The sequence below is a fragment of the Sandarakinorhabdus sp. genome, assembly GCF_051860625.1.
In the GTDB taxonomy this organism is placed as follows: domain Bacteria; phylum Pseudomonadota; class Alphaproteobacteria; order Sphingomonadales; family Sphingomonadaceae; genus Sandarakinorhabdus.
Genome location: NZ_JBHYDQ010000002.1, coordinates 73,728 through 98,105 on the forward strand (window position 1 = coordinate 73,728; position 24,378 = coordinate 98,105).

Genomic DNA, 24,378 nt, shown 5'->3' on the forward strand with positions numbered 1-24,378 from the left:
GGTGCGGTTATTCGGCGGGCTGCAGGGCCGGGCCTGACGGCGCGCGGGCTGGCAGCGGCCGATCGGCAGCGGCATTGTACGGCGTTTCGGTCATCGGTTTTTCGACCCGCAGGCGCCCGGCGATGGTCATCGCGATGTTCCAGGCGAACACCAGCGCACCGGTGAGGTACATCACGCCGCCCAGCGCCCGCAGCACGTACATCGGGTGGATGGCGGCGATGGTTTCGGCAAAACTGTTCACCAGATAGCCGTCGGCACCATATTCGCGCCACATCAGGCCCTGGGTGATACCGGCCACCCACATCGAAGCGGTGTAGAAAACGATCCCACCCGTCGCCAGCCAGAAGTGCCAATTGATCAGGCGCAGGCTGTACAGGCGTTCACGGTTCCAAAGGCGCGGCGCCATGTAATACATGCAGGCGAAGGTGATCATGCCGTTCCAGCCGAGCGCACCCGAATGCACATGGCCGATCGTCCAGTCCGTATAGTGAGACAGGCTGTTGACCGACTTGATCGACATCATCGGGCCTTCGAAGGTGCTCATGCCGTAGAAGGCCAGTGCCAGCACCATCATGCGGATGATCGGATCGGTGCGGATCTTGTCCCAGGCGCCGTTCAGCGTCATCAGGCCGTTGATCATGCCGCCCCATGACGGCATCCACAGCATGATGGAAAACACCATGCCCAGGCTCTGCGCCCAATCGGGCAGCGCCGTGTAATGCAGATGGTGCGGGCCAGCCCAGATATAGAGGAAGATCAGCGACCAGAAATGGATGATCGACAGGCGATAGGAATAAACCGGCCGTTCGGCCTGTTTCGGCACGAAATAATACATCATGGCCAGGAAGCCGGCGGTAAGGAAGAAGCCCACCGCGTTGTGGCCATACCACCATTGCGTCAGTGCATCCTGCACGCCCGAGAACAAGGCGTAGCTCTTTGATCCGGTCAGGCTGACCGGCATCGACAGATTGTTGACCAGGTGCAGCATGGCCACGGTGATGATGAACGCCAGGTAGAACCAGTTGGCGACATAGATATGCGGTTCGTTGCGGCGCAGGATGGTGGCGCCGAACACCAGCAGATACGACACCCAGACGATGGTCAGCCAGATATCGACATACCATTCCGGCTCGGCATATTCGCGGGCTTCGGTAACGCCCATCAGATAGCCGGTGGCGGCCAGCACGATGAACAATTGATAGCCCCAGAATACGAAGCGGGCGAGGCTGGGGAAGGCCAACCGCGCCCGGCAGGTGCGCTGCACGACATAGAAACTGGTGGCGATCAGGGCGTTGCCGCCGAAGGCGAAGATCACCGCCGACGTGTGCAGCGGCCGCAGCCGGCCAAAGGTCGTATATTCGGAACTGAAATTGAGCACCGGATAGGCGAGCTGCAGCGCGATATACAAGCCGGCGAGCAGGCCGACCACACCCCAGAAGGTGGTGGCGATCACACCCCAGCGGATCGGTTCATCGTCATAGACGCTGTGATCCGTGCGCAATCGTTCGGTCACATCGGCGCTGGACAGCACCGCCAGCGCTGCGATCAACGCAGCGAGCGCCATTATGCCCATGTGCACGGCAAAGGCCGTATCTTGCGCTGCGGCCAGACCCATCAGGGCGATGACCATGGCAGCAAACAGACTGCCCGTTTTTACCAGCGTTGCCGGCATCGGAAATGCCCCTTTTCATATCGTTGCTCTGTGGCTGTGTGGGGCCGGATGCTGCATCGCGGAAATACGGGGTTGCCCTATTAGGTAATGCACCGGAGATAGTGTGCGCAGCCTGTGTCGGTAGAAACGTTGGCAGGACGAGTATAAGCCGCAATACTGGCGGCCCGGGGGTCACGAGACACATGCCGATGCATCAGCTTGCCATCGTTTACGAACATCCGCGCTGGTTTCAGCCGCTGTTTGCCGCGCTCGAAAAGGCTGGCATCGATTATGTTGCAGTGCACGCTGATGGCCATGGGTTTGATCCGATCGGTGGCCAGCCGCCCGCGCCAGTGGTGTTCAATCGTGTCGCGATGAGCGCGGGCCCACGGGTGCCGGGCCAGCATGCGCCGGTCTGCTATACGATGGCGCTGCTCGATCATTGGCAGGGGCAGGGGGCGCTGGTGCTGAACGGCGTCGATGCGATGGCGCTGGACGCCAGCAAGACAAGGCAACTGGCGCTGATCAACCGGCTTGGCCTTGCAGCGCCGGCCAGCCGGGTTGCGCATGATGCGGCCGGCCTGATGATGGCGGCGCGGGCCATCGGCTTTCCGGTAGCGGTGGTCGCCGATACCGGTGGCGCCGGGTCCGGGTTGGCGTGGTTCGGTGATGCAGCGGCCCTGCAAGACGCGATTTTCGACGGGCGGTTGCCCTATTCGGCCAATGGCGTGTGGCTGTGCCAGGCGCTGGTGCGGCCGCGTGGTGGCGTAACCACCCGTATCGAGGTCCTGGGCGGGCGCTATCTCTATGCCGTCAATACCGTGGCCGACGAGATTTTCAGCCTGGTGCACGACGATGATCGCGGCTTGATTCGGGCGCCGCGCCGCCGCGTGCGCGCTGAACCACCGCCCAATCTGATTGCCGCTGCCGAAGTGCTGGCCCGGGAAGCCGGCATGGAAAGCTGCACCATCGATTGCCTGATCGACGATCAATGCGGCACGGTGCGGTTTCTCGATATCAACTGCCTGTCTTCGTTTGTGGACGATCCGATGGATGTGCTGGGCTGGGACCCGCATGATCGGCTGATCGAGCGGCTGTGGCATCATATCAGCCGGATGGGCGGGTAGAGCGCCGATTGCCGCAAAGGGCTTGTTGTTCTAGACACTTGCTGTGCTTGATCCGGTTCGGCCCTTCGTGCTGCTTGATGATGTGGCGGCGGGCCAGGCGCGGCTGTTCCATGGCCTGAACGAAGAACTGGTGGTGGAGCGGCATTGTGATGTTGCCGACGCCATCGCGCGTCTCGCCGCGCCGGGCCCCTGGGCGGGCTTTATCGGGTTCGAGGCTGGCCATGCGCTGGAGCCGCGCCTGGCGACGCTGCAGCGTGCTCCGCCGGACGGGCAGCCGCTGGCCTGGCTGGGCCGCTTTGCACAGGAAACGCCGGTCGATGCCGGCGCCTTGCTGGCCGAATGGGTGGCGCGGCCAGCCAGCATCGGTGCGTTGCAGCCGGCAGTGGATGCGGATCGCCATGGTGCGGCAGTGGCGCAACTGCAGGCCTGGATCGCGGCTGGTGATATTTATCAGGCCAATTTCACCTTCCCGGCAGATGTGCCGGTCAATGGCCATCCGCTCAGCCTCTATGCAAGGCTGCGCGGCGGCAGTGCTGCGCCCTATGGCGCGGTGGTGTTCACTGGCAAGCTCTGGCTGCTGTCCTGCTCACCGGAGCTGTTCTTTCGCCTGGATGGCCGGCAACTGACGGCGCGGCCGATGAAGGGCACGGCGCGGCGCGGGCGGTATGCGGCGGAAGACGCAGCGCAGCGCGCCGGCCTGGCGAACAGCGAAAAGGATCGCGCCGAAAATCTGATGATCACCGATCTGATCCGCAATGATCTGTCGCGGGTGGCCAGCGGCGTGCAAGTGCCGTCCCTGTTCGAGATCGAAGCCTATCCAACGGTGTGGCAGATGACCTCCACGGTCACTGCCACGGCCAGGCCGGGCGTGACGGCGGCCGATGTGCTGGCGGCCACCTTCCCCTGCGGATCGGTGACCGGCGCGCCCAAGATCCGCAGCATGGCGATACTGGCAGCGCTGGAACCGCAGCCGCGCGGTGCCTATTGCGGCACCATCGGCGCAGTGTCGGCCAATGGCGATGCGCTGTTCAATGTCGCCATCCGCACGCTGGCGTTGCCGGCGGGCGCAGACAAGGCGCGCCTGGGGTTGGGCAGCGGCATCGTGGCCGACAGTGTGGCTGATGCCGAATGGGCGGAATGCCTGGCCAAGGCGGCGTTCCTGCAGCGCCGCGGCCCGCCCGATCTGATCGAAACGATGCGGGTGGTGGATGGGGCGCTGCCTGATCTTGCCCGGCATCTGGATCGGCTGGCGGCAAGTGCGGCACATCTGGGCCACCGGTTTGATCGGATGGCGCTGGAAAACTCGCTGCACGCTGCTGTGGCCGGCCACACGGGACGCTTGCGACTGTTGCTGGCACCATCAGGGGCTTGGGCGATCGCATGCGCGCCGCCGCCGGCCCCGCTCCAAGATCCGCTGCCGGTGGCATTGGTGCCGTTGCCGGTGGCTGGCGATGATTGGCGCCTGTGCCACAAGACCAGCGACCGGGCGTTTTACGACGACGCAAGGCGCGCCAGCGGGGCCGGGGAGGTGATCTTCATGCGCCCGGATGGCTTGTTGACCGAGGGCAGCTTTACCAGCCTGTTCGTTGCACGTGATGGTATGCTGCTGACGCCGCCCGCTACGCTGGGTCTGCTGCCTGGCGTGCTGCGTGCGCGGTTGCTGGCGGAGGGGCAGGCAAGGGAGGCAGCGTTGACCGCCGCCGACCTGAGCGTCGCCAGTCTGACTGGCGGATTTTTCGTCGGCAATGCCCTGCGCGGCCTGATCCCCGCCAGATTGCGGGCATCGCCGGTTGCGCCGCAACAATCTGGCCCTTAAGGCCAGTTTCGCGAAAGGAACCATCCCATGAACCGCCTGTCGGCCGCCATCACCCGCATCCAGCCATCGCCCACCATCGCGGTGACCAACAAGGCTGCCGAATTGAAGCGGCAGGGGCGCGACATCATCGGCCTGGGCGCCGGTGAGCCGGATTTCGACACACCGGATTTCGTCAAGGAGGCCGCCATCGCCGCCATCCGCGCCGGGCAGACCAAATATACCGGCGTGGACGGCACGCCCGAATGCAAGGCGGCGGTGCAAGCCAAGTTCAAGCGCGACAATAATCTGGATTACAGCCTCGATCAGATCAGCATCAATTCGGGGGGCAAGCACAGCATCTTCAATGCGTTGCTGGCGACGCTGGATGTCGGCGACGAGGTGATCATCCCGGCACCTTACTGGGTGAGCTACCCGGATATCGTGCTGCTGACCGGCGCGACGCCCGTGGTGATCACCTGCGGGGTGGCGCAGGGCTTCAAGCTGACGCCGGCGCAGCTGGAGGCCGCGATCACGCCGCGCACGCGCTGGTTCATCTTCAATTCGCCGAGCAACCCGACCGGTGCCGCCTATTCCCGCGACGAAGTCAAGGCGCTTGCCGACGTGCTGATGCGGCATCCCCACGTGCTGGTGCTGGCCGACGACATGTATGAGCATATCGTCTATGACGGCTTCGATTTCGGCACCATCGCCGACGTCGAGCCGGGGCTGTATGAGCGCACGTTGACGGTGAATGGCGCGTCCAAGGCCTATGCGATGACCGGCTGGCGCATCGGTTTTGCCGGCGGGCCGCAGTGGATCATCAAGGCGATGGCCAAGCTGCAATCACAGAGCACATCCAACCCGTGCAGTGTCTCCATGGCCGCAACCGTTGCCGCGCTGAACGGTGATCAGGGCTTTCTCAGCGAGCGCAACGCCGCCTTTCAGCGCCGCCGCGACCTGGTGGTCAGCATGCTGAACCAGACCCCCGGCCTGATTTGTCCGCGGCCGGAAGGGGCCTTCTATGTCTATCCCGATTGCAGCGGCCTGATCGGCAAGACGACGCCGGGTGGCACGCTGCTGACGGATGACGAAGCGGTGGCGGCCTGGCTGCTGGAATCCGAAGGCGTGGCCGTGGTGCACGGCGCGGCCTTTGGCGGATCGCCGGCCTTCCGCATCAGCTATGCCACCGCCGATGCGCTGCTGGAGGATGCCTGCAAGCGCATCCAGCGCGCGGTCAACAGTCTCAGCTAAGGCGCTGCGCCCACAATTGCGCGAGCGGGCCAGCGGCAAAGCCGGGCCGGTCGATCGTGTAGATCACATGCACGATCGGCCCGGTGGACAATTCGACCTTCATGCTGCGGGGTGTGAGCGTGGCGCCAATGCGTTCGATGGCGGTGCGGCTGCGGATATTGGTTTCACCGATCATGAACATCACGCGCGCGCTATCGGCAAGCGCGTGGCCAACCATCAGCGCCTTCATCGCCGTGTTGGTGCGCCCGCCCCAATGGCTGCGTGCCAGAAAGGTCCAGCCGATCTCGATCTCGCCCGGATCGCAGCGGCCGGAATCGAAACGCGAAGATCCGATGATGGCGCCCGTGGCCGGGTCGCTTGCCACCAGCATGCCGCCGCTGGCCAGGCCATCGTCAAAAAACCCGCGAAACACCGGTTCCTGCCAGCGATCATTGGCGGGGTGGCCGGCCCAGATGCCAGGATCGCTGGCGACAGCAGACAGCGCCGGCCAGTCAGCGGCCGTGGCCGGTCGCAGCTCGACGAGCGGATGGGCGAGGGTTGGCTGGCGATCCATCGTCAACCGCTAAGCATGGCGGCGGCGTGGATGACAAGCCCGATGCAGCCGCCGATCAAGGTGCCATTGATGCGGATGAACTGCAGATCGCGGCCCACCGCCTGCTCGACCTTTTCGGTGACGGTATCGGCATCCCAGCCGCGCACTGTATCCGATACCAGCTTGACGATGGAGTCGCCGTGCGTTTTGGCCAGGCCGGCAATCGCGCGGCGCAGGGCGCTGTTAAGCGCGGATTTCATGGCCGTATCGTTTTCGATGCGGTTGCCGATCGCCGCCATCGCGCCGCCCAGCCGGCTGCCGGCGGGATCGTTCAGCGATGCCGACAGCGCGGCGCGCGCCGATCCCCACAGGCCGCGCACCCACTGAGCCATTGCCGGATTGGCCAGCATGTCGGCCTTGAAGCCTTCGACGCGCGCCTGGGCTTCGGGGAAATGGCGCAAATCAAACGCCCAGGTGGTCAGCGCCTCGGCGATGCGCAGCCGCACCGGGTGATTTTGATCCTGGCGCATTTCCACCAGCAGGCGCTGTACCGCGCCGATCATGCTGTTGGACATGCTTTCATCGGCGCCCGCCAGCCGCAGCAACCAGTTGGTGCGCTCCGTCACCATTGATCGGATGGCTGGTTCCTCGTCGGAAAGCGTGGCGAGGCCCCAGTCCACCGCCGCATCGATCAATGGCTCGTGGCGGCCACGGCTGACCATCATCTCCACCACATCGGCAACAATCGGCGAAAACCGGGTCGCCGCCAGCCGGTCGCGCACGACGGATTCGACCAGTTCACCGATAGCCGGATCATCCAGCCCGTCGATCAACTGCGCCACCAGTGGGCCGATGCCGCGCCGGCGACCCGCTGTCTCATCAGGCGGCGCGCTCAGCCAGCGGGACAGCACGCCGGCCAGATCGGCATCGTCCAGCCGGCGCACCACCACCTGGGTTTTCAGGAAATTGTCTTTCAGGAACTGCGCGAGCGTATCGCCCAGCCGATCCTTCTGGCGGGGAATGATCGCCGTGTGCGGGATCGGCAGGCCGAGCGGATGCCGGAACAAGGCCGTGACGGCGAACCAATCGGCCAGGCCGCCGACCATTGCAGCTTCGGCAAAGGCGCGCAGCCAAGGCAGGGCAGGATGCGCACCCTGACCCCACACCAGCGTTGCGGCAAACAGCATCGCCATGGCCGCCAGCAACAGCGTGGCCAGCAACCGCATGCGGTGAAATGGCGATTCCGGCAGCAGATGTTTCAGGGCAGGCTCACTCCGCAGGGGCTGGTCGTGGCAGTTTAGCAGCCCCTTCGTTGTTGGTGAACCAGCGCTTCATGCGCGGCGCCAGCCAGTTTTCCACCGTTACCGCGATCGAGAAGCCGGCCGGCACGATGACCAGCGTAAGCGCGGTGGACAGGATAAGGCCACCGATCACCACGATGCCCATTGGCGCCCGGAATGAGCCATCGCCGCCGAGCGCCAGCGCCACCGGCATCATGCCCGCCACCATGGCGATGGTGGTCATCACGATTGGCTGCACGCGCTTGTGGCCGGCTTCCAGAATGGCTTCGCGCTTTGGCACGCCCTTGGCCATTTCCTCGATCGCCATATCGACCAGCAGGATCGAATTCTTGGCGACAATGCCAAGCAACATCAGCATCCCGATCAGCACCGGCATGGAGATGACATTGCCGGTCAGCCAGATGGCGATCAGCCCGCCCAAGGGTGCCAGCAACAGGGACATCATGTTGACGAACGGCGGCAGCACCCGCTTGTAGAGCAGCACCAGCACCGCAAACACCATGATGATGCCGGCAACCACGGCCAGAATGAAGTTCTGAACCAGTTCACCCATCCATTTCTGCATGCCCAACTGCACTTTTTCGACGCCGGGCGGCAGGTTCTTCAGGCTGGGCACCTCGTCGACCTTGGCCTGCGCCTCGCCCGAAACCAGGCCGGGCGCAAGATCGGCGCCGATCGCCACGCGGCGCTGCTGGTTGTAACGGCGCAGTTCGGTGGGGCCGGCGCCGAAGCTGACGCTCGCGACAACCCGCAGCGGCACCGTGCCACCACGGGTGGTGGGCACCGGCAGATTCTGAATGGTGGACAGGTTGCGGCGCGAATTTTCGTCCAACGCGACGCGGATCGGGATCTGGCGGTCGGCCAGGCTGAACTTGGCAACATTCTGATCAATGTCACCCAGCGTCGCGATGCGGATGGTTTCCGAAAGCGCCGCGGTGGTCACGCCCAGCTCGGCAGCGAGATCGAGCCGCGGCTTGATGGTGATTTCCGGCCGGTTGAGATCACCTTCGATGCGTGGCTGGCGAATTTCCTTCACGCTGCGCATTTCATCCACCACCTTGCGGGCGGTCTGTTCCAGCAGGACAGGGTCGGTGCCGGTCAGCGTGATCGAGATATCCCGGCCGCCGGGGCCGGGGCCATTTTGCGTGGCAAAGCCGACCCGCGCATCAGGGATGGCCGAAAGTTGCGGCGCAATGCTGCGTTCCCATTCGGTGCGGTGCATGCTGCGATCCTTGCGCAGCGTCAGATAGATGTTGGCATTGCCCACATCCACATCGGCGAAGGCGTTTTCCAGCACAGGCGAGGCATTGAGCACCGCGATGGCCTTGTCCACGACGGCTTCCGTCTGCTCCAGCGTGACACCCGGCGGCAGGCTGATCGCCACCTGGCTGCTGCTGGTATCGATATCGGGCTGGAACGTCTTGGGAATGACGATGAACATCCAGATCGTGGCGGCAAGCGCGAAGCCGCCGATGCCGAACACGGTCTTCAACCGGTTGATCAACGCCCATTCAAGAATGCGCATGTAGGAATCGACCCATTTGCCGGTGCCATGTTCGGCAGAGCCATGACTTTTGAGGAAATAGGCCGCCAGCATGGGGGTGATCAGGCGCGCGACGGCAAGGCTGATCAGCACGGAAACGGCAACGGTCGCGCCAAAATTCTTGAAGAACTGTCCCGAAACACCCGGCATCAGCGCCACCGGCAGGAACACAGCGACGATGGAGAAGGTGGTGGCCACGACGGCCAGACCAATCTCGTCAGCGGCGTCCATCGATGCCTGATAGGCGGATTTGCCCATGCGCATGTGACGGACGATGTTTTCGATTTCCACGATGGCATCATCCACCAGCACGCCGGCCACCAGGCTGAGCGCCAGCAACGACAGCGAGTTCAGCGAGAAACCCAGCCAGGCATCGAGGAACCAGAAGGTCGGGATGGCCGACAGCGGGATGGCCAGCGCCGAAATCACGGTCGCGCGCCAATCGCGCAGGAACAACAACACCACCAGCACGGCGAGAATGGCGCCTTCCACCATGGCGTCGATGGCGCCCTTGTATTGCTGCTTGGTATATTCAACCGAGGTGTAGATCAGCTTGAACTCCACCTTGGGATATTGTTTTTTCAGCACTTCGATTTCGGTCATCGCCGCATCGTAAACGGTGACGTCGGAACTGCCCTTCGCCTTGGACAGCGAGAAGCTGAGCACCTGGCGGTCATTCATCTTGGCGATGCTGCGCTGTTCGGCATAGGAATCGCGTACGGTGGCGATGTCGCCCAGGCGCACGCCGCGGCCCAGGCCGAGGCTGATCTGGGTATCGGCCAGTCCGACGGCGCTGTCGGCATTGCCCAGCACGCGCAGGGATTGTTCGGCACCGGCGATTTCCGCGCGGCCCCCGGCGGCGTTGAGATTGACCTGACGGAGCTGCGCATTCACCTGGCTGGCGGTGACACCATAGGCCTGCATGCGATCGGGATCGAGAATGACACGGATTTCGCGGCTGACCCCGCCGGAACGGCGCACCTGCGCCATGCCGGGCACGCTGAGCAGGCGCTTGGCCACCGTATTGTCGACGAACCAGCTCAATTCTTCCAGGGTCATCGCCGTGGATTCAACCGCGAAATAGGCAATCGGCCCGCCCGCGATGTCCATCCGGTTGACCTGCGGCTGCAGGATGCCCTGCGGCAGATCGGATCGGATGTTGGACACGGCATCGCGCACATCGTTGACCGCGCGATCGACTGGCGTGCCGATGGCAAATTGCACCATGGTGCGGCTGCTGCCTTCAGACACGAAGCTGTTGACTTCGTCCACACCGCTGATGTTGCGAACCGCGGCCTCCACGCGCTGGGTGACCTGCGTTTCCAGCTCTTCCGGCGCGGCGCCAGGCTGCGCCACCACGACCTGCGCGGCGGGAAATTCCACATCCGGCTGATCGTTGATGTCCATGGCGCGAAACGACAAGGTCCCGGCCAGCAGCAGCAGCGTGAACGCCACCAGCGGCGGAACCGGGTTCTTGATCGACCAGGCTGAAATATTGCGCATCTATCGGGGCTCCAGCCTTCGTATCAGGGGCGTCGGATCAGCGGGCGGCCGCCGTACCAGCTTGCGGCGCGCGCACCGGGTTGACCTTGTCGCCGGGCTTCAGGAAGGCGCCCGCACTTGCCACCACCCGTTCCGAACCGGTCAGCCCCGACGCGATACCCACGCCGGCGTCGGTGACGTTGCCGATGGTGATCGCGCGACGTTCAACCTGATCATCCTTGCCCAGAACATAAACATAATTGCCCTCGGCGTCAGCCATCACGGCTGACTGCGGCAATTGCGGCTGGGTCGTCTCGCCCGCCGCAATGCTGGCACGGGCGAAAGCACCAACCCGCAGGCCGGGGGCATAGTTCAGTTCGATGCGGGCAATGCCCAGCCGGGTGGCAGCATCGATCACCGGATCGATCAGCCACACGCGGCCCTGATAGCTGGTGGTCGAACCCACCGGCGTCACATCGGCACGCATGCCGGTTTTCAGGCGGGCAATGTCCTGCTCGGCCATCTGGGCGCGCATTTCCAGCGTGCCGCCTTCGGCCAGGCGGAACAGGGCGCCCGAACCGGGGCCAACCACCTGGCCCGCTTCGACCGTGCGCGACAGGATCAGGCCGGCTGCCGGTGCCCGCACATCGAGGCGATCGTTGCGTTCACGCGCCGCCGCCAACTGCGCCCGGGCAATACCGACGCGCGCAATGGCGCTGTCACGCGTGGCGGTACGCTGATCGATATCGGCACGGCTGATGAATCCCTTGGCCACCAGGCTTTCGGCACGATCGAGATTGGCTTCGGCCAGACGGGCATCGGCTTCGGCCTGGCGGACGCCGGCCTCAAGCTGCGCCACTTCCTGGACCTGCACCTGGCGGTCGATCCGCGCCAGCACCTGACCAGCACCGACACGTTGGCCCGGTTCCACCAGCACGCGCACCACGCGGCCGCCTTCGCCCTGGATACCGACGGCCGCGTCACGCTTGGCGGCAATGCTGCCCGGCGCCGTGATGGTTTGCGCCACCATTGTCGATCCGGGCACCAACACGGTCACTTCCGGCAGGCTGCTGGCGGTGGCTTCGACTGGCGCCGGCGCCGGCGCGAAGGCTTGCCACGCCGCCACGCCTGCCAACCCGATCGCCAGCGCGATCAGACCGGGCTTCAGCCAGCGGTTGCGGCTGAGCCCGTGCAATCGCTTTTCCTCGCCGGGCGGGAATGGAAACACCTCCGCAGCGGCGGCCGACGGGATGTTGTTGTGGGCGTTCATGGCCATCATCTTCCTTTGCGGAAGGTGTATTACCGAAATACATCACCGCTTGCAAGGCTTTCCCTTATCCCAAGTTGCAGTTTGCAGAAAGACGGAAATTGCCAGAATTTGAGTATCACTCGATGCAGCGGTGCCGCACCCGCGACGATGGGCCAATCGTGAAAAAATCCCGGAGCAGCAGTGCCAAGTTTGCGGATGACGAAGCGGCACATCATCGTCATGGTAGGCATCTGACCTGGGAGATGAACATGCGTGCACTTGCCGGCCTGTTGTTGTTGCTGACGGCTCCCGCCCTTGCGCAGCAGCCACCCCAGCCAGTTTCGACCAGCGTTGCGCCGCCGACCCTGCTGACACTGGCGGTGACGGCAGACGTGGCCCGCCCTCCCGATTCGCTGCGGTTGATCGCCGGGGTGACGACAACCGCCGCCAGCGCCGCCGAAGCACTGGCTGCAAATGCAGCACAAATGAACGCGGTGATTGCCGCCGCCAAAGCCGCCGGGATCGCCGAGCGCGACGTGCAGACCAGCGGTCTGCAGGTGAGCGCGCAATATCGGTATGTCGCGGAACAGGCACCGAAACTGACCGGCTATCGGGCGCGGAACATGGTGACCCTGACGAGCCGCAAGCTGGCTGACGCCGGACGGCTGGTTGATGCGCTGGTCAAGGCAGGCGCCAATGAAGTGCAGGGGCCGGAATTTCGGCTGTCGCAGCCTGATGTGGCACTGGATGAAGCCCGTGCGGCGGCCGTCGCCAAGGGGCGGGCACGGGCCGAGCTCTATGCGCGCGCCGCCGGCACCCGGCTGCGCCGTCTGGTCAGCATCAGCGAGCTGGCGGACGAGGTTGAGCGGCCCGGCCCGCAGCCGATGAGGGCGATGAGTGTGCGGGAGGCTGCGGCCGATTCCCCGATCCAGGCGGGGGAGCTCAATCTGTCGGTGCAATTGACGATGATTTTTGAACTGGAACCATGATCGGGGGGAACCATGGCCTACAGCCGCGGACTGCATGAAATCGGCGATGGACTGTTCGCCTGGCTGCAACCCGATGGCGGCTGGGGCTGGTCCAACGCCGGGCTGATCACCGCTGGAACACCGCACGATGGCGGCGCAGCGCTGGTCGACACCTTATTTGACACGGCGCTGACCGCCGAAATGCTCGATGCCATGCAGCGCGCCACCGGCTTTGGTGCGCAGCGGATCGGGCAGGTGGTGAACACCCACGCCAATGGCGATCACACCCATGGCAATCATCTGCTTCCGGATGCCGAGATCATCGCGTCGGAAGCGTCGGCCCGCGAGATGGAGGCATTTTCGCCGGCGCTGCTGGCGCAGATGAAGGCGGCCGGTGCTGCCGGGCAGATGGGCGTGGCCGGTACCTATTTCGCCGAGATTTTCGCGCCGTTCGATTTTGCCGGCGTGACCGAGCGGGCGCCGACGCGGACATTTTGCGGCCACGATACGCTGGATGTGGCCGGGCGTGCAGTCGAACTGATCGAGGTTGGCCCGGCGCACACGGCTGGCGATGTGCTGGTGCATGTGCCGGGTGCGCGGGCGGTATTCACCGGCGACATCCTGTTCATCGAAGGCACGCCGATCATGTGGGCCGGCCCGGTATCGAACTGGATCGCGGCGTGTGATCGCATCATCGCCATGGATGTCGATGTGATCGTGCCCGGCCACGGGCCGCTGACCGACAAGGCCGGCGTGCGCGAGGTTGCGGATTATCTGGCCTATATCAACCGCGAAGCCCGCGCGCGCTTCGACGCCGGCCTGACGGCCGCCGAGGCGGCGCGCGACATCGGGCTGGGCCGTTATGCGACGTGGAAAGACGCCGAACGAATCGCGGTCAATGTCGATACGCTGTACCGCGAATATTCGGGCGACCAGACGCCGCCCGATGTCGTGCGCCTGTTCGGATTGATGGGGCAGCTTTATTTTGATCGGCGCTGAGCAGGCTCAGGCCGCCGTCACCCCGCCATCGATCACGAAATTCTGTCCCGTGGTAAAGGCGCCGGCCTTGCCGGCCAGGAACACTGCCATGCCGGCAATTTCATCGGGCGTGCCGATGCGTTTCAGCGGCGCGGTGGACGTGGAGCGCTTCAGGGTTTCGGCGTCGTCCCACAGCGCCTTGGCAAAATCCGTCTTGATCAGGCCCGGCGCGATGCAGTTCACCCGCACATTGTCTGGTCCATATTCGCAGGCCAGGTTGCGCGCCAACTGCATGTCGGCAGCCTTCGAGATGCAATAGGCGCCGATGATCGTGCTGCCGCGCAGGCCGCCGATGGAGGAGACGATGGTGATGGTGCCATCCTTGCGGGCCCGCATGGCCGGGGCCACCATGCTGATCAGCCAATGGTTGGACACGATATTGTTCTGCAGGATCTTGGTGAAGGCTTCATCGCTGATGCCGGCCTGCGGGCCATAATAGGGATTGCTGGCCGCGTTGCAGACCAGGTGATCGATCTGGCCCCACTTTGCCACCGTGGCATCGACCAGCGCCTGCAGACTGTCCTTGCTGGCGATGTTGGCCGGCACGCTGATCGCGGCCTCGCGGCCGACAGCGGCGTTGATTTCATCGCGGGCGGCTTCGCAGACATCGGCCTTGCGGCTGGAAATCACCACATTGGCGCCGTGCTCGGCCATGCGGTGGGCGATGGCCTTGCCGATGCCGCGGCTGGAACCGGTGATCAGGGCGGTCTGCCCGGTCAGATCGAAAAGCGCCGGAAGGGCCATGTGCGTATCTCCCCAATTGGTTGTTTGAGCCAGTTTAGACAGGGCGTTCGCCGATTGTCACGCCGCACAGATGACAGGTTCATTGCAGCCTGCCATCAGACGACATGGCCGAATCGATCCGAACGAAGCTGACGTCTGGCGGCGTGCGTGCCACCCTGTTGTCCTGCCTGTTTTTCACGGGTTTCGGCTGCCTCATCCCCTTCCTGCCGCTGTGGCTGGAAAAGGCGCAAGGCTTTACCGGTTCGCAGATCGGGCTGGTGCTGGCGATTGGTGGGTTCTCGCGGATCATTGCCGGGCCGCTCACGGCGGCCTGGGCCGATGGCCGCAAGGATCGCCGTGCGCCGCTGTTCCTGTTTGCCGCGATCCTCACCATCGGGTTCGGATCACTTTGGTTCGTGACCGGCTTTGCCGCCATATTCACCATCATCCTGCTGATGGACGTGGCATTCTGGGGCCTGTTGCCGGTGGTGGAGGCTGCATTGTTGCGGCTGACCAAATATGGCTGGCCGCGCTATGGCCTGGCGCGCGGGCTGGCTTCGGCGGCGTTCGTGGTCGGATCATCGGCGGTCGGCGCGTTGATCGGCGGCTATGGCCCCTGGGCCGTGTGGGCCTGGCTGCTGGGCGTGTCGATCATGTTGATCGCGGCGGCTGCGTGGATGCCCGCCGAGCCGGTGGCTGGGGACACTGAAGCACCGTTCATGCAGCGCCTGTCGGCCGGGGTCGGCATGCTGAAAGATCGCAAGTTTGCGCTGCTGATCTTCGCCGCCGGGCTGATCCAGGCGACGCACAGCTATTTCTATGTCGCTGGCACATTGATCTGGACCAATGATCAGCAAATCAGCTCAACGTTGTCCGGCAATCTCTGGTCGATCGGTGTCGTGGCCGAAGTCGGCTTTCTGATCTTCATGGCGCGCTGGACCGAGCGGTTCACGCCGGAAACCTTGATCCTGGTTGGCGGGATCACGGCCGTCTTTCGCTGGACGGCACTGGCCAGCCTGCCGCCGGTGTGGGCGCTTTATGGGCTGCAGTTGATGCATGCCGGCACCTTTGCGGCCACCTTCCTGGGGGCGATGCGCATGATCCAGGCCATGCATGGCGATGCCCGCACGCCCACCGCGCAGATGATCTACATGGCGCTGGCCTCGGCACCGGCGCAGGCGCTCACTACCTTGTTGTCGGGCGAACTGTATGAGCGGCTGAAGGTCGACGGCCATGCCGCCTGGGGCTATTATTCGATGACTGCGGTGGCCTTGATCGGCCTGGCATTGGCCGTGTTGCTGTGGCTGCGGCGCGACCCGGTGGGCATGCCGCAGGCGGTTGCGGCCTGATCTTCAGCTCCGCTGTTCCTGCTCGGGCTGGCTGGCGAACTGGGGCAGGGGAATGGCCGCGGCGGCGGCACGCAAGGCATTGCTCCAGCGGCTGTTGAGCTCGGTATAATATTCGTCGTCGGCCTCGATGCGGTGGATCAGTTCGAGGTCGGACACGCCCGTGCGGATGGTGGCAATATCGATCGGCAGGCCGACCGCCAGGTTCGAACGCATTGTGGCGGAAAAGCTGATCAGCGCGATCTTCATGGCTTCGGCCATAGGGGTTTCATGGGTGAGCATGCGATCGAGCACCGGCTTGCCATATTTATTCTCACCGATCTGCAGGAACGGCGTGTCCTGCTGGCATTCGATGAAATTGCCGGCGCCATAGATCAGGAACAGCCGCGGCCGCCGTCCGCCGATCGATCCGGCGAGCAGCAAGGTGGCGCCGGTGTAGACATCCGCATCCTTCACCACCCGGTCGATCTCGACCTTGGCTTCGGACAGCGCTTGGCCGACCAACTGCGCGGCGCGGAACACGGTGGGCACTTCGGCCAGAAATTCCTTGTCGCCCGTGTCGGGCATGGTCGTCCCCAGCGCCACCCGCGACAGGGCGCTTTGCGTGACCGAAAGCGACCCGGCCGATGCGCACATGATCACCCGATCCGGCCCATGTTCCATCACGCGCAGCTTGCGGTAGGTCGAGATATTGTCGACTCCCGCGTTGGTGCGGGTATCGGCCAGCAGCGCCAGGCCTTCGCGGACCAATATTCCAACGCAATAAGTCATTGCTGCCCCCTGAAACCGGCCACCCTGTAACCTCAGTCTGCCCCGCCCGCGACCGGTGAGCAAGAGCGATCAGCCCTGCGTCTGGTGTTGATTCTGACGGGCCTGTTCAGGCTCATTGAGTTGTCCAAGCCCGGGATGATTGACACTGGCCTGGGTTGTCACCGCCACGGCCATGGTTTCCTGGCCGCCGCCGCGCCGGGCGCCGCGCACCGGGGCGGCATCGCGATAATCCAGCCCCACCGCGACGCGCAGATAGGCCTGGGTGGCGCACATGCCATTCGTCGGATCAAAGGCGACCCAGCCGAGATCGGGGATCAATACTTCGGCCCAGGCGTGGGCGGCTGGCTGCGTGATGAAGCCGTCATGCCGCACGAGATGGCCCGAGACATAGCGCGCCGGAATGCCGAGCAGGCGCGTAACCGACAGGAAAATATGGGCATAATCCTGGCAGACGCCGGCCTTGATCGCAAAGGCGTGCGCAGCGTCGCTTTGGGCATGGGTGACGTCGGGATCGAATGCCATCTGGTCATAGAGTGTGCCGGTCAGGCGGTGGCAGGTGGCCAGCGCATCGCCAGTATCGATCTGGCGGGCAAAGGCCTTCAACGCTTCATCCGGTTGCGTGAGTTCGGTCTGGCGCAGGAAGATCAGCGGCGGCAGCGGTTCATGGCTGCCGGCGACAACCCCATGGCTTTCGACCGTATCGACTTCGCCGGCCACATGCAGCGACAGCCGCTTGATCGGGCCATCGGGGTAGAACATGTGGGTGATATTACCATAAGCGTCCTGGCTGCGGCGCAGATGGCCGTTCACATCGGTGTCGATGTGCCAATGCACGACATGCTGGCCATCATGCCCGCTCGGCTGCACGCGCAGCAGTTGCAGCACGTCGTTGGCCTCTCGGGCATATTCGTAAATGGTGGAATAATCGACGCGGATGCGCATGACAGTTCAATTCTCGATTTCGGTTTTTCTGGCCGGTTCCCTGGAAGGAATGGCGACAGGCATGGCAAAGTTCCGCATCAGAACAGATATTGTTCGGCGATGGCCTCGCCCAGCCGGTTGTTGTCGGCGATGAACTGGGTCAGGAATTCGTGCAGGCCCTCGCCAAAGATCGCTTCGATATTGCCGCTGGACAAGCGGGCGTGGCCGGCATGGGCCAGTCGATGCGCTGGCCCACGCCGGCCGCTGTGGCTGGCCAGCAGATCGAGATGGCGCCGGATTTCGTCATAGCAGGCCGCCAGGCTGCGCGGGATCTGGCGATTGAGGATCAACAGATCGGCCACCAGCCAGGGCTTCACGCTGTCGTTGTACACCCAGCGATAGGCGGTCATCGCCGATACGGTGCGCAGGATGGTCGTCCACTGGAAATAATCCAGGCTGCCGCCCACCGGCTCGTCGCGTGGCAGCAGCAGGTGATATTTGACATCCAGCAGCCGCGCGCTGTTGTCGGCGCGTTCAATGGCAGCGCCCAGATTGATGAACCAGAAGGCATCGCCGCGCAGCATCGTGCGGTTGGCCGCGCCATCGAAGGCTGCCACGGCATGTTTTACATATTCGATCACCTGCGCCAAGGATTCACGGCTGGACAGGTTGGTGCCAAAGCGGCTGACCTCCAGCCAGGCGGTGTTGATCGCCTCCCAGCCTTCCTCGGTCAGCGCGGTGCGCACGGCGCGGGCATTGCCGCGGGCGCTTTCGAGGCAGGATCGGATCGAGGAGCTGTTGCCGGCATTCAGCGTGAGATATTCGGTGACATCATGTTCGTCGACGTTGAGGCCGGTCGCTGCGAAATTGTCGATCTGGCAAGCGGCAGCCAGCGCCGACTCCCAGGCGTTGGATGATCCGCCATAGCTGGAGGGCAGGGCCGCCAGCCGCTGCGTCGCCTCGATCAGACGCGACGTGAAGTCGGCGCGCTCCAGATAGCGGCCAATCCAGTAAAGATTGCCTGCGGTGCGGCTCAGCATGGCACACCCTCAACCATCGACCACCCATGTATCCTTGGTGCCGCCACCCTGGCTGCTGTTCACCACCAGCGACCCGGCCGTCATCGCCACCCGCGTCAACCCGCCCGGCACGATGCGCACGCCATCGGTGCCGGTCAGCACGAATGGCCGCAGATCGACATGGCGGGCGCCGATGCCGCCTTCGGTGGCGGTGGGGCAGGTGGACAGCGCCAGGGTAGGCTGCGCAATGAATTTTTCCGGATTGGCCTTCAGCTTGGCGGCAAAGGCTGCGATCGTCGCCTTGGGCGCATGTGGGCCGACCAGCATGCCATAACCGCCCGACCCATCGACTTCCTTCACCACCAGTTCGGGCAGGTGATCGAGCACATACATAAGTGATTCCGGTTCCCGGCAGCGCCAGGTCGGCACGTTTGGGAGGATCGGCTCTTCGCCCATATAGAAACGCACGATGTCCGGCATGTAGCTGTAGATCGCCTTGTCATCGGCGATGCCGGTGCCCACGGCATTGGCCAGCGTGACATTGCCGGCACCATAGGCCGCCATCAGGCCGGGCACGCCCAACATGCTGTCTGGATTGAACACCAGCGGATCAATGAAGGCATCATCCACCCGGCGGTAGATCACGTCCACCCGCTGTGGCCCTTCGGTGGTGCGCATGAACACGACATCGTCGGCCACGAACAGGTCGCGCCCCTCCACCAGTTCGATGCCCAGCTTGTCGGCCAGGAAGCTGTGCTCGTAAAACGCCGAATTATGCCGCCCCGGTGTCATCAACACACAAACGGGATGGCTGCCGCGCAATTTGCGTGGGGAAACGCTGGCCAGGGTTTCCAGCAGTTTTTCCGGGTAGGTCTCGACCGGCGCCACCTTCACCTGATCGAACAGTTCGGGCACCAGCTTCAGCATCACCTCGCGGTTTTCGAGCATGTAGGACACGCCGGAAGGGGTGCGGGCATTATCCTCGAGCACGAAAAATTCGTCTGGGCCAGTGCGGACCAGATCGATGCCGGCAATATGCACCCAGATGCCGCCAGGCGGTGTGCGGCCGACCATGTGCAGGCAATAGGCCGGATTGAGCAGCACCAGTTCGGACGGGATGATACCAGCCTTCAATATGGCTTGCTTGCCATAAATATCGGCCAGAAACATGTTCAGCGCCGCAACGCGCTGCTTCAGCCCGCGCTCCAGCCGATCCCATTCGCTGCGGATCAGGATGCGCGGCACGATATCGAACGGGATGAGGCGTTCGGTGGCCTGGGCATCGCCATACACCGCAAAGGTGATGCCGATGCGGCGAAAGAATAGTTCGGCCTGGGCACGGCGGGCGGCCATCAATTCCGGCGGGGAATCCGCCATCCACTGCTGGATGGCGCGATAGGCCGCGGTTACACCATCCGGCGATTGGCTGTTGTAGCCATCCCCTGATCCAAACATTTCATCAAAAGCCGGCAGTGCCTGCATTGCGCCTCCCAAATCCCCATTTTTTCAATGTGTGCGGGCCGCAGGACGGCGACGCAAGGTTATTTTTGCGTATAGCTTTGCGGCCTGATGGTCAGATCAACCCGGTCGCCCGCATCGAGACATGGCCGCCGCTGCCGATGATGACATGATCATGCACGCTGAGGCCGAGGTGGCGGCCGGCCTCGATGATGGCTCGCGTCATCTGGATATCGTCGCGGCTTGGCTGTGGATCACCGGACGGGTGGTTATGCACCAGCACCATCGCCGCCGCCCCCAGATCGAGCGCCCGCTTGACGATTTCGCGGGGATACACGGGCGCGGCGTTCACGGTGCCATCGTTCATCACCTCATCGCGGATCATGATGTTGCGATTGTTCAAAAAGATCACCCGGAACTGTTCGGTGGTGCGCTGCGCCAGGCTGGCGTGCAGATAATCGAGCAGCGCCTGCCAGCCGCTGAGCACCGGCCGATCGAGCGCCCTGGTACGCAGAGCCCGCAGCATCACCGCTTCGACGAACTTGATTGCCGCCGCCGCACCGTCGCCCAGGCCTTCGACCCGCTTCAACTCTTCCGGCGTGGCGGCAATCAATGCAGCCAGGCTACCGAATTCATTGATCAATCGCTTGGCCAGCGGCTTGGTATCCTGGCGCGGGATAGCCAGCGCCAGCAGATATTCCAGCAGCTCATAATCGGCAAAGCCATCACCGCCCCCGGCCAGCAACCGTGCACGCAGCCGTTCGCGGTGGCCGGCGGCGGACAGTTTCTCGTCAGGCATTCTGGCTTGCCTGCTGCAATGGCCAGGCCGGCGTCCGCCCACACGACGCGGACCCGGCGAAAACCGCAAGTGCAAATCGCTCCAAACCACGCATGAAACGCAAGATAGCCTTATATCGGCGGTGGGCCAATGCCTGCTGCCTGTGGTGATGGCCCTGCCCGTGCCGGGTCGGGTGCCGCCTATTTCTCCTCGTCCGGATAGGGGCCGACACCGCCCCCGGCGATGAATTGATCGATCTGCGCCGCCAGCACCGGCATCGGCACCGATCCCAGCGCCAGCACCGCGTCGTGGAATGCCCTCAGATTGAACTTTGGCCCCAGCGCCGTCTGTGCCTTGGTGCGCGCCTTCTGGATCGCGTCCATGCCCAGATAATAGGACAGCGCCTGGCCAGGGCGGGCGATGTAGCGATCGACCTCGGTCTCGATCTCGTGATCGGCCAGCGTGGTGTTGACGCGCAGATAATCCTGCGCCTGTTTTCGGCTCCAGCCCTTGGCATGGATGCCGCTGTCCACCACCAGACGCGCCGCGCGCCAGGCCTGCATGCTCAGCATCCCGAAAATGTCATAGGGTGTCGGGTAAATCCCCATCTCCACGCCCAGCCGTTCCGAATAGAGCCCCCAGCCTTCTTCATAGGCAGCGATCGAGGTCTGGCGCCGGAATTCGGGCGATTCGGTGTTTTCCATCGCAAGCGGGATCTGCATGCTGTGCCCCGGCGCGCCCTCGTGCAGCGCCAGGGAGCGTAGCGCGAACAGCGGGCGCGTTTCCAGCGCATAGACGTTGACCAGGAATCCATCGGGCCCACCCCGCGCTGCGGCCGCCTTTGGGGCGATCTCCGCCGGCATTTCCCTTATGCCGAAGCGGCGTCGCGGCAGATGGCCGATATAATTGCCGATCTTGCTGTCGATCTCCTTGGAGATCCACGCCGCCTCGCGCAGCAACTGCGCTTCTGTCGTGGCATAAAAGCGCTTGTTGGTGCGCAGCTCGTTCAGAAAGGCCGGCAGCTCGCCCTTGAAGCCGGTCTGCTGCATCGCCGCCATCATTTCGGCGCGGATCTTCAGGCCCTCTGCGAGGCCAAAGTCGTGAATCTGGTCGGGCGTCATGTCGACGGTGGCGAATTCGGTGATCAGCGACTGGTAATAGGGCTTGCCGCCCGGCATGTCGGATGCCGCCAGCGTTGTCCGCGTGGCCGGCACATATTCATCGCGGTAGAAATTCAGGAAGCTGCGATAGGTAGGGACCACTGCGTCCGTGATGGCGGCCCTGGCTTCGGCGCGCAGGGCGGCCTGCGTTGCGGCCGGCATGTCGGGCGGCATCGTCACGAACGGCAGATAGAAGATATTGTCCTCGGGCGTGGCGGCATTGGCCACCGCCGCGATGCTGGCCTCACGCCCTTCCAGCGTGATCCGCGGCGGGGTGAAGCCGCGCTTCAGGCCGGCGCGCATGTTGGCGGTCTGCTGCGCGAAATAGCGGGGGATGTCGCGCATCTGGCCGATCCAGTTGCGATAATCCACCTCGCGCCGGAACGCACTGTGCGCCACGAAGCTGAAATCGTTCCAGAACGCCCCGTCCGAACTCAGTGGCTTTTCATATTCGCGGAAATTTTGCTGGGCGAGGCGCGCATCGATCTGGAAGCGATACACATCATAATCAACCTGCCGGCGCGGGGACAGCGAAGCACGCGGGATGGCCGCGAGTTGCCGCTTTACCGCGGTCCAGGTCTGCACCCGCTTTTCCTGCGCCGCCGGGCTGACATCGGGCAGGGTAGGGCCATAGAGCGTCGTGTGATCCTCACCTGCGGGGTCCTGCAAGATCCGCCAGGCCCACTCCTTTGTGTAGATCGCCTCGAACTGCGCATCGGCCGCGGTATCGACCGCCACTGCCGGCATGGCCGTGGCCAGCGCCAACGCCGCCGCAGCGCCAAGTGCGAAGCTGCGCATGAATTTCGGTGCCCGACCCACTGATATTCTCCCCATTTTACCCCGTGCTAGCAGCGGGGGTCGGCGCCCACAACCGGATTGCGGGCAGGGGAGCGACAGGCCATTCATCGGCCATCCGGTTTTGACAGTTTGGATCGTTCGTTCGGGCGTAAGCGTTGAAATATATGAAAGTTTCGGAAATGCTGCGATTTTGCGGCTGTTTCTGAAACGCCAGACAGCGCCAGGATGACAGGCTTTGCCAGTGTAGGACAGGTGGGCGGTGACGCCACCGGCGAGCAACGGCTTTCACGCTCGTCGGTGCTGAATGGCCCGTGTTACCGAAGGGCCAGAACGAACCAACTATAGTGCGCCCGGAGTGTCCGTGATCATGCTAATGCCCGACGCTGGGGTACGGCGCGAGGGGATTCGGGTGACCGCATGAGCATCTGGGGCAAGGTCATCCGCGCGGTGGTGGTTTCGGTCGGCGTCACAGTGGCGGCGATGGCGCTGATGTCGCGACTGCCGGGATTGGATATTCCGCTGCCTTATTGGGTGCTTGGCGTGGCGCTGCCGCTGTTGTTGTCGGGGCCGATCGCCTGGTCACTGGCGCGCCAGGCCGAGCGCATTGCGCAATTGAACGCCGAATTGTCCGACGCCTATGTGCGCATGAAGGCGCTGGCCGAAACCGATCAACTGACCGGCCTTGCCAACCGCGCGGCGTTTCTGGCGGCGGCCGAACACTGCCGGGCGCTGCGTGGAGGCCGCATCCTCATTGTCGATCTCGATCATTTCAAGTCGATCAACGACAGCCATGGCCATGCCGTGGGCGATCATGTGCTGCGGGGCATCGCCCAGACCCTGCTGCGCTGTGCGGGCCCAGACGATCTGGTCGGCCGCTTCGGCGGCGAGGAGTTCGCCCTGTTCCTGCCCGGCGTCGACGACGAAGTCGCCGCCGCCCGCGCCGACGCGATCCGGGCCGGGATCGAACAGGTGACGATCTTCGATGGCAACGGCGGCACCATCCACATCACCGCCAGCATCGGCGTTTCGGGCCCGCACAGCGCCAGCCTGCCCGATGCGCTGCAAGCCGCCGACATGGCGATGTACCGCGCCAAACGCGCCGGGCGGAACCGGGTGCGCATGGCGGCGTGAATTTGCAGGTCTGCACCCGTCAGTTTTCAGGCGGTCCCTGTGGCGGGCGCCTGCCATCAATTTTTGTGGGATCAGATTCCAGCCCGCTGGGTTGCTGGTTTGGTTTTAACTGTTCGGCGTCCCGATATTGACCGGTGACGCCGGGCCGGGAAGGTCGCATAGACAGCCACGGACATCAGTCCGTTCGGGAGACAGACGATGGCCAAGGGTCAGGCAAAATCCAACAAGGAAGTCCGCAAGCCCAAGAAGGAAGCGCCCAAGAAGGTGAGCCAGGCCAACCCTTCGACCAAGTGATTTGCCCGTCATTGCCGATTGCCGGCGGTGCCGGACGAGAAG

19 protein-coding genes are annotated in these 24,378 nt (G+C 63.9%); 7 read left to right on the plus strand and 12 right to left on the minus strand.

What is annotated here, in order from left to right:
* Positions 1–7 precede the first annotated feature (7 nt).
* Complete coding sequence (gene ccoN / locus ACTIEZ_RS02875; protein WP_439545358.1) at positions 8–1,630, minus strand: cytochrome-c oxidase, cbb3-type subunit I; 1,623 nt, start codon at positions 1,628–1,630, stop codon at positions 8–10.
* Positions 1,631–1,860: 230 nt separating this feature from the next.
* Here ccoN and ACTIEZ_RS02880 point away from each other — a divergent pair, with 230 nt between their 5' ends.
* From ACTIEZ_RS02880 to ACTIEZ_RS02890, 3 genes are read left to right on the plus strand one after another with little or no spacing between them, the layout of a single operon-like run.
* A complete protein-coding gene (locus ACTIEZ_RS02880) occupies positions 1,861–2,778 on the plus strand; it encodes an ATP-grasp domain-containing protein (RefSeq protein ID WP_439545148.1) in 918 nt (305 codons plus the stop codon).
* 43 nt (positions 2,779–2,821) lie between these two features.
* The gene (gene pabB, locus ACTIEZ_RS02885) at positions 2,822–4,594 is read left to right on the plus strand and encodes an aminodeoxychorismate synthase component I (protein ID WP_439545149.1); all 1,773 of its coding nucleotides are present in this window, start codon (positions 2,822–2,824) and stop codon (positions 4,592–4,594) included.
* A gap of 27 nt (positions 4,595–4,621) precedes the next feature.
* On the plus strand, positions 4,622–5,824 hold the full coding sequence (locus ACTIEZ_RS02890) for a pyridoxal phosphate-dependent aminotransferase (RefSeq protein ID WP_439545150.1): 1,203 nt from the start codon (positions 4,622–4,624) through the stop codon (positions 5,822–5,824).
* On the opposite strand, the gene ACTIEZ_RS02895 is transcribed toward ACTIEZ_RS02890, so the two are convergent.
* From ACTIEZ_RS02895 to ACTIEZ_RS02910, 4 genes are read right to left on the minus strand one after another with little or no spacing between them, the layout of a single operon-like run.
* The gene (locus tag ACTIEZ_RS02895; RefSeq protein WP_439545151.1) at positions 5,817–6,377 is read right to left on the minus strand and encodes a GNAT family N-acetyltransferase; all 561 of its coding nucleotides are present in this window, start codon (positions 6,375–6,377) and stop codon (positions 5,817–5,819) included. The genes ACTIEZ_RS02890 and ACTIEZ_RS02895 overlap by 8 nt on opposite strands.
* 2 nt (positions 6,378–6,379) lie before the next feature.
* The gene (locus ACTIEZ_RS02900) at positions 6,380–7,582 is read right to left on the minus strand and encodes a DUF445 domain-containing protein (RefSeq protein ID WP_439545152.1); all 1,203 of its coding nucleotides are present in this window, start codon (positions 7,580–7,582) and stop codon (positions 6,380–6,382) included.
* Between the two features lie 43 nt (positions 7,583–7,625).
* Complete coding sequence (locus tag ACTIEZ_RS02905; RefSeq protein WP_439545153.1) at positions 7,626–10,703, minus strand: efflux RND transporter permease subunit; 3,078 nt, start codon at positions 10,701–10,703, stop codon at positions 7,626–7,628.
* A 37-nt stretch (positions 10,704–10,740) separates the two neighbouring features.
* A complete protein-coding gene (locus ACTIEZ_RS02910) occupies positions 10,741–11,952 on the minus strand; it encodes an efflux RND transporter periplasmic adaptor subunit (RefSeq protein WP_439545154.1) in 1,212 nt (403 codons plus the stop codon).
* Positions 11,953–12,200: 248 nt separating this feature from the next.
* Between ACTIEZ_RS02910 and ACTIEZ_RS02915 the strand changes: the two genes are divergently transcribed.
* On the plus strand, positions 12,201–12,920 hold the full coding sequence (locus ACTIEZ_RS02915; RefSeq protein WP_439545155.1) for an SIMPL domain-containing protein: 720 nt from the start codon (positions 12,201–12,203) through the stop codon (positions 12,918–12,920).
* Between the two features lie 12 nt (positions 12,921–12,932).
* Positions 12,933–13,898, plus strand: a complete 966-nt coding sequence (locus tag ACTIEZ_RS02920; RefSeq protein ID WP_439545156.1) for an MBL fold metallo-hydrolase — start codon at positions 12,933–12,935, stop codon at positions 13,896–13,898.
* Between the two features lie 6 nt (positions 13,899–13,904).
* Here the strand turns inward: ACTIEZ_RS02920 and ACTIEZ_RS02925 are convergent, their stop codons facing one another.
* On the minus strand, positions 13,905–14,681 hold the full coding sequence (locus ACTIEZ_RS02925; RefSeq protein ID WP_439545157.1) for an SDR family NAD(P)-dependent oxidoreductase: 777 nt from the start codon (positions 14,679–14,681) through the stop codon (positions 13,905–13,907).
* A gap of 104 nt (positions 14,682–14,785) precedes the next feature.
* Here ACTIEZ_RS02925 and ACTIEZ_RS02930 point away from each other — a divergent pair, with 104 nt between their 5' ends.
* Positions 14,786–16,009 (plus strand): MFS transporter, encoded by a 1,224-nt coding sequence (locus ACTIEZ_RS02930; protein WP_439545158.1) that lies wholly within the window; start codon positions 14,786–14,788, stop codon positions 16,007–16,009.
* A 3-nt stretch (positions 16,010–16,012) separates the two neighbouring features.
* On the opposite strand, the gene ACTIEZ_RS02935 is transcribed toward ACTIEZ_RS02930, so the two are convergent.
* The 6 genes from ACTIEZ_RS02935 to ACTIEZ_RS02960 all read right to left on the minus strand — a co-directional run bounded on the left by ACTIEZ_RS02935 (position 16,013) and on the right by ACTIEZ_RS02960 (position 22,911).
* On the minus strand, positions 16,013–16,777 hold the full coding sequence (locus tag ACTIEZ_RS02935; RefSeq protein ID WP_439545159.1) for a peptidase: 765 nt from the start codon (positions 16,775–16,777) through the stop codon (positions 16,013–16,015).
* 69 nt (positions 16,778–16,846) lie between these two features.
* Entirely contained in the window at positions 16,847–17,719 is an 873-nt protein-coding gene (locus tag ACTIEZ_RS02940) for a transglutaminase family protein (protein WP_439545160.1), read from the minus strand.
* A gap of 77 nt (positions 17,720–17,796) precedes the next feature.
* On the minus strand, positions 17,797–18,738 hold the full coding sequence (locus ACTIEZ_RS02945) for an alpha-E domain-containing protein (protein ID WP_439545161.1): 942 nt from the start codon (positions 18,736–18,738) through the stop codon (positions 17,797–17,799).
* A gap of 9 nt (positions 18,739–18,747) precedes the next feature.
* Positions 18,748–20,199 (minus strand): circularly permuted type 2 ATP-grasp protein, encoded by a 1,452-nt coding sequence (locus tag ACTIEZ_RS02950; protein ID WP_439545162.1) that lies wholly within the window; start codon positions 20,197–20,199, stop codon positions 18,748–18,750.
* A 91-nt stretch (positions 20,200–20,290) separates the two neighbouring features.
* Positions 20,291–20,974, minus strand: a complete 684-nt coding sequence (gene radC, locus ACTIEZ_RS02955) for a RadC family protein (protein ID WP_439545163.1) — start codon at positions 20,972–20,974, stop codon at positions 20,291–20,293.
* A gap of 179 nt (positions 20,975–21,153) precedes the next feature.
* Positions 21,154–22,911: a DUF885 domain-containing protein gene (locus ACTIEZ_RS02960; RefSeq protein ID WP_439545164.1), complete on the minus strand. Its 1,758-nt coding sequence runs from the start codon at positions 22,909–22,911 to the stop codon at positions 21,154–21,156.
* Positions 22,912–23,328: 417 nt separating this feature from the next.
* Between ACTIEZ_RS02960 and ACTIEZ_RS02965 the strand changes: the two genes are divergently transcribed.
* On the plus strand, positions 23,329–24,042 hold the full coding sequence (locus ACTIEZ_RS02965; protein WP_439545165.1) for a GGDEF domain-containing protein: 714 nt from the start codon (positions 23,329–23,331) through the stop codon (positions 24,040–24,042).
* Positions 24,043–24,378 lie beyond the last annotated feature (336 nt).

Excerpts from the sequence above, each read along its gene's own strand:
- ccoN (WP_439545358.1), bottom strand. The coding sequence starts at position 1,630 with ATGGTCATCGCCCTGATGGGTCTGGCCGCAGCGCAAGATACGGCCTTT.
- ACTIEZ_RS02880 (WP_439545148.1), top strand. The coding sequence starts at position 1,861 with ATGCATCAGCTTGCCATCGTTTACGAACATCCGCGCTGGTTTCAGCCG.
- ACTIEZ_RS02890 (WP_439545150.1), top strand. The coding sequence starts at position 4,622 with ATGAACCGCCTGTCGGCCGCCATCACCCGCATCCAGCCATCGCCCACC.
- ACTIEZ_RS02895 (WP_439545151.1), bottom strand. The coding sequence starts at position 6,377 with ATGGATCGCCAGCCAACCCTCGCCCATCCGCTCGTCGAGCTGCGACCG.
- ACTIEZ_RS02900 (WP_439545152.1), bottom strand. The coding sequence starts at position 7,582 with ATGCGGTTGCTGGCCACGCTGTTGCTGGCGGCCATGGCGATGCTGTTT.
- ACTIEZ_RS02905 (WP_439545153.1), bottom strand. The coding sequence starts at position 10,703 with ATGCGCAATATTTCAGCCTGGTCGATCAAGAACCCGGTTCCGCCGCTG.
- ACTIEZ_RS02910 (WP_439545154.1), bottom strand. The coding sequence starts at position 11,952 with ATGAACGCCCACAACAACATCCCGTCGGCCGCCGCTGCGGAGGTGTTT.
- ACTIEZ_RS02915 (WP_439545155.1), top strand. The coding sequence starts at position 12,201 with ATGCGTGCACTTGCCGGCCTGTTGTTGTTGCTGACGGCTCCCGCCCTT.
- ACTIEZ_RS02920 (WP_439545156.1), top strand. The coding sequence starts at position 12,933 with ATGGCCTACAGCCGCGGACTGCATGAAATCGGCGATGGACTGTTCGCC.
- ACTIEZ_RS02925 (WP_439545157.1), bottom strand. The coding sequence starts at position 14,681 with ATGGCCCTTCCGGCGCTTTTCGATCTGACCGGGCAGACCGCCCTGATC.
- ACTIEZ_RS02930 (WP_439545158.1), top strand. The coding sequence starts at position 14,786 with ATGGCCGAATCGATCCGAACGAAGCTGACGTCTGGCGGCGTGCGTGCC.
- ACTIEZ_RS02935 (WP_439545159.1), bottom strand. The coding sequence starts at position 16,777 with ATGACTTATTGCGTTGGAATATTGGTCCGCGAAGGCCTGGCGCTGCTG.
- ACTIEZ_RS02940 (WP_439545160.1), bottom strand. The coding sequence starts at position 17,719 with ATGCGCATCCGCGTCGATTATTCCACCATTTACGAATATGCCCGAGAG.
- ACTIEZ_RS02945 (WP_439545161.1), bottom strand. The coding sequence starts at position 18,738 with ATGCTGAGCCGCACCGCAGGCAATCTTTACTGGATTGGCCGCTATCTG.
- ACTIEZ_RS02950 (WP_439545162.1), bottom strand. The coding sequence starts at position 20,199 with ATGCAGGCACTGCCGGCTTTTGATGAAATGTTTGGATCAGGGGATGGC.
- radC (WP_439545163.1), bottom strand. The coding sequence starts at position 20,974 with ATGCCTGACGAGAAACTGTCCGCCGCCGGCCACCGCGAACGGCTGCGT.
- ACTIEZ_RS02960 (WP_439545164.1), bottom strand. The coding sequence starts at position 22,911 with ATGCGCAGCTTCGCACTTGGCGCTGCGGCGGCGTTGGCGCTGGCCACG.
- ACTIEZ_RS02965 (WP_439545165.1), top strand. The coding sequence starts at position 23,329 with ATGAGCATCTGGGGCAAGGTCATCCGCGCGGTGGTGGTTTCGGTCGGC.